The organism is Litorivivens sp. (assembly GCF_041625495.1).
Taxonomy (GTDB): Bacteria; Pseudomonadota; Gammaproteobacteria; order Pseudomonadales; family Spongiibacteraceae; genus Litorivivens.
This window is the reverse complement of record NZ_JBFJTH010000256.1, coordinates 1-3,489: the sequence shown is the minus strand read 5'-3', so window position 1 is coordinate 3,489 and position 3,489 is coordinate 1. Positions and strand designations below refer to the sequence as shown.

Here is a 3,489-nt window from a genome sequence, read left to right as displayed (position 1 = left end):
GGTCTTAGCACAACGAACCCCCTCTTCAGCACCCGCTTGGGTGCTTTTTTTTGCCTGTCGTAAATGCACGTGCTTCAACAATCGCCATATGGTGCTCTCTTCGTTCGCTAGCAAACGCCCCCTGCTCCTCTGGGAGACGGTGTAGGAGGTGTTTTAAGCATCTAAACTAAAGCCTATCCAACTGAATTTGTGAAGAAGCATTTTTTTTGCCTGAACACGGTGGTACTTGTGCGGAAAACCCTATTAACGACAACCGTTTATCGTTATGCTCAGCGAACATAATGAGCACAGAGGCTGGCGTGGAAAAACAGGCTATCGGCTGGCGAGAATGGGTGGAACTGCCCGATCTTCACTTGGGCAAAATCAAGGCAAAAATCGATACCGGGGCCCGCAGCTCCTCCATTCACGCATTTGACATTGAACCTTTTGAGAAGGATGGCGAACAGTGGGTTCGATTTGCCATACACCCCCAGCAGCATAGCGATGACGAGGTAGTTCAGTGTGAGGCGCCGATAAAAGATTATCGCAGCATCACCGATTCTGGCGGCCACAAAACCATGCGCTATATTATTGAGACGCCATTCAAAATCGGCAACGACACGTTCCTGGCCGAACTGTCACTGTTTAATCGGTCCAATATGCTGTTTCGCATGCTGGTTGGCCGTACCGCTCTGAAAGGGCGGTATCTGGTAGACCCTGCACGATCCTACTGTCTCAGCACAGCACCTACACAGGATGTTCCACACGGGACCAAGGAGTCCAACAAATGAAAATCGGTATTCTGTCGCGCAACCGCAGATTGTATTCCACCGCGCGACTGGTGGAAGCCGCCAAACAGCGCGGGCACGAAGTACACGTGCTCGACACCTTGAAGTGCTACATGGAGCTGAGTTCAGACCAACCCTCCATCTGGTACAAAGGCACCAAGCTTGAAGGCTACGACGCGGTTATCCCCCGTATCGGCGCTTCCATCACCCAGTACGGGCAGGCGGTTATTCGTCAGTTTGAAATGACCGGTGTATACAGCCTGGTCGAATCGGTGGCTCTGGTGCGCTCGCGCGACAAACTGCGCTCGCTGCAGCTGCTGTCACGCAAAAAAGTGGGCATGCCGCGCACGAGCTTTGCCCATGAGGTGCACAACACCAAAGAGCTTATGAAACTGGTCAATGGTGCACCGCTGGTGGTGAAACTATTGTCTGGCACCCAAGGTAAAGGGGTGGTGTTGGCGGAAACCATCAAGGCTGCCGAATCGGTTATTGATGCCTTCCGTGAGCTCAAAGCGGATTTCCTGGTGCAGGAATTTATCAAGGAAGCCGGTGGTTCTGACGTGCGCTGTCTGGTTATCGGCAACAAGGTTGTGGCGGCCATGCAACGTACCGCGCAAGACGGGGAATTTCGTTCCAACCTGCACCGTGGCGGTGTCGCACAGCTCACCAAACTGACGCCCTCCGAGCGCGCAACTGCCGTCAAAGCAGCAAAAATCATGGGGCTGAATGTCGCAGGCGTAGACTTGCTGCGTTCCGCGCGCGGGCCACTGGTGATGGAAGTAAACTCTTCACCCGGTCTGGAAGGCATTGAAAACGCCACCAACAAAGATGTGGCCGGCGCCATCATCGAATTTATCGAAAACAATGCCGAGCCGTCTAAAACACGCACTCGCGGACAAGGCTAACGTGGTCGCAGATAAATTTGATATAGCCCCCGGCAGCGGAGAAGTTATTCGGCTGCCGGTCGCTCGCCTTTACACCCACAACGATCTCTCTATTGAAGTACAGGCTGTACGCGGCAAGCGCAACGGGCCCACACTCTTTGTCAGTGCCGCTATTCACGGCGACGAGATTAATGGGGTGGAAATTGTTCGCCGCCTGCTGCAACACCCAGCCATGAAAAACCTGCGCGGCACGCTGTTGGCGATCCCCATCGTCAACGTACACGGCTTTCTCAACAACTCCCGCTACCTGCCTGACGGTCGCGACCTGAATCGCTCCTTTCCCGGTTCCGCAAAAGGCTCACTGGCGGGCCGGGTTGCCCACACGTTTATGAACGACATTGTGGCCCACTGCACTCACGGCATTGATCTGCATACTGGCGCCCGACACCGCGGCAACCTGCCGCAGATTCGCGCCGATATGAACAACCCCGCTACCGCTGACATGGCGAAAGTCTTTGGCGTGCCGGCTGTTTTGCACTCTCGGGTGCGCGACGGCTCACTACGAGAAGTGGCGGCGGATATCAACATCCCGGTAATCACTTACGAAGCAGGCGAAGCACTGCGCTTTGATGAAGTAGCTATTCGCGCTGGCGTAAAGGGCGTGATTAATGTGATGCGTCACATCAATATGCTGCCACCGTCACGTAGCAAACGCAGCAAGCCAACGCCGATCATTTCCGAAGAATCCTACTGGGTGCGGGCATCCGAAAGCGGCATCTTGCGCGCACTAGTGCCCAACGGCGCCAGAGTCTCCAAGGGCGATATTGTCGCGATGGTCTCCGACCCTTTTGGCAGTAAAAGTCAGGAAATCACTGCACCCAGCGACGGCATTATTATCGGCCGCACCTACTTGCCGCTGGTGCATGAAGGCGAAGCCCTGTTTCATATTGCCAAATACAGCACTGAGATCGATCGGGTTTTATCGCGGGTAGAGGCCTTTCATGAACTCCACGAACCGGATACCGAAAAGTATCCGCCCAGTGAAGTGGATGAGCCGCCAATCTATTAGGTAATGCATGTGTTTTCGCCGGTGACCGCAGGCTCATCCATAACCAGGTAAAAGCCCGCCTCACCGGCAGGTTCTTCGTTTCGCAGCAGTCTTCGGCTTACGAACGCTTTTTCCGCGCCACCAACAGAAACTCGCGATTACCGTCGCCACCCTCAATCGGGCTATCTAAGTAATCGATAATCTCCAGCCCCGCCGCCCGCGCACAGTCACAAACTTCCTGCTTCACCACCGCGTAGCGAGACGTGTCACGAACCAGCCCACCTTTGCCTATGTATTCGCGCCCAACCTCAAACTGGGGCTTCACCAGCGACACCAGCCACCCATCAGGCTTCATCAAGGCAGGCAGGCCCGGCAAAATTTTGGTCTGGGAAATAAAAGACACATCCATCACCGCCAGATCAAAACCATCTGGCGCATGCTGTAACAACGACCGCGGCAGATCGCGCGCATTGATACCTTCGTAATTAACCACGCGTGCATCGCTGCGAATTTTTTCGGCCAGCTGGTCGTGCCCAACATCGACGCACACCACCTGATCGATACCGGCCTGCAACAGACAATCAGTAAAGCCGCCGGTAGAGGCACCAACATCCAGCGCCACACCGCGCACCGGGAAAAATGCCTTTTCCAGAACCGCCGCGAGTTTTAAGCCGCCGCGCGACACAAACCGGTCCAGCGCATCGCGCTGCACGGAAAATGCCGTATCCGCCTCAAACTTCTGGCTGGCTTTCGTTACCACCACCGCAGCCGCCGACACCTTGCCTTCGCT

Annotated in this window: 4 protein-coding genes; 3 read left to right on the top strand and 1 reads right to left on the bottom strand. The window is 55.1% G+C overall.

Annotated elements, in window-relative coordinates:
• Positions 1-281: 281 nt before the first annotated feature.
• From ABYP39_RS18040 to ABYP39_RS18030, 3 genes are read left to right on the top strand one after another with little or no spacing between them, the layout of a single operon-like run.
• Entirely contained in the window at positions 282-770 is a 489-nt protein-coding gene (locus ABYP39_RS18040) for an ATP-dependent zinc protease (RefSeq protein ID WP_372748480.1), read from the top strand.
• Positions 767-1,672 (top strand): 30S ribosomal protein S6--L-glutamate ligase, encoded by a 906-nt coding sequence (gene rimK / locus ABYP39_RS18035; protein WP_372748479.1) that lies wholly within the window; start codon positions 767-769, stop codon positions 1,670-1,672. The genes ABYP39_RS18040 and rimK overlap by 4 nt, the downstream gene beginning before the upstream one ends.
• Position 1,673: 1 nt before the next feature.
• Positions 1,674-2,720 carry a succinylglutamate desuccinylase/aspartoacylase family protein gene (locus ABYP39_RS18030; protein ID WP_372748478.1) on the top strand — a complete coding sequence of 349 codons (1,047 nt, stop codon included), beginning with the start codon at positions 1,674-1,676 and terminating at the stop codon, positions 2,718-2,720.
• A gap of 97 nt (positions 2,721-2,817) precedes the next feature.
• On the opposite strand, the gene ABYP39_RS18025 is transcribed toward ABYP39_RS18030, so the two are convergent.
• A partial coding sequence (locus tag ABYP39_RS18025) for a TlyA family RNA methyltransferase (protein WP_372783997.1) occupies positions 2,818-3,489 on the bottom strand: 672 nt, incomplete at its 5' end.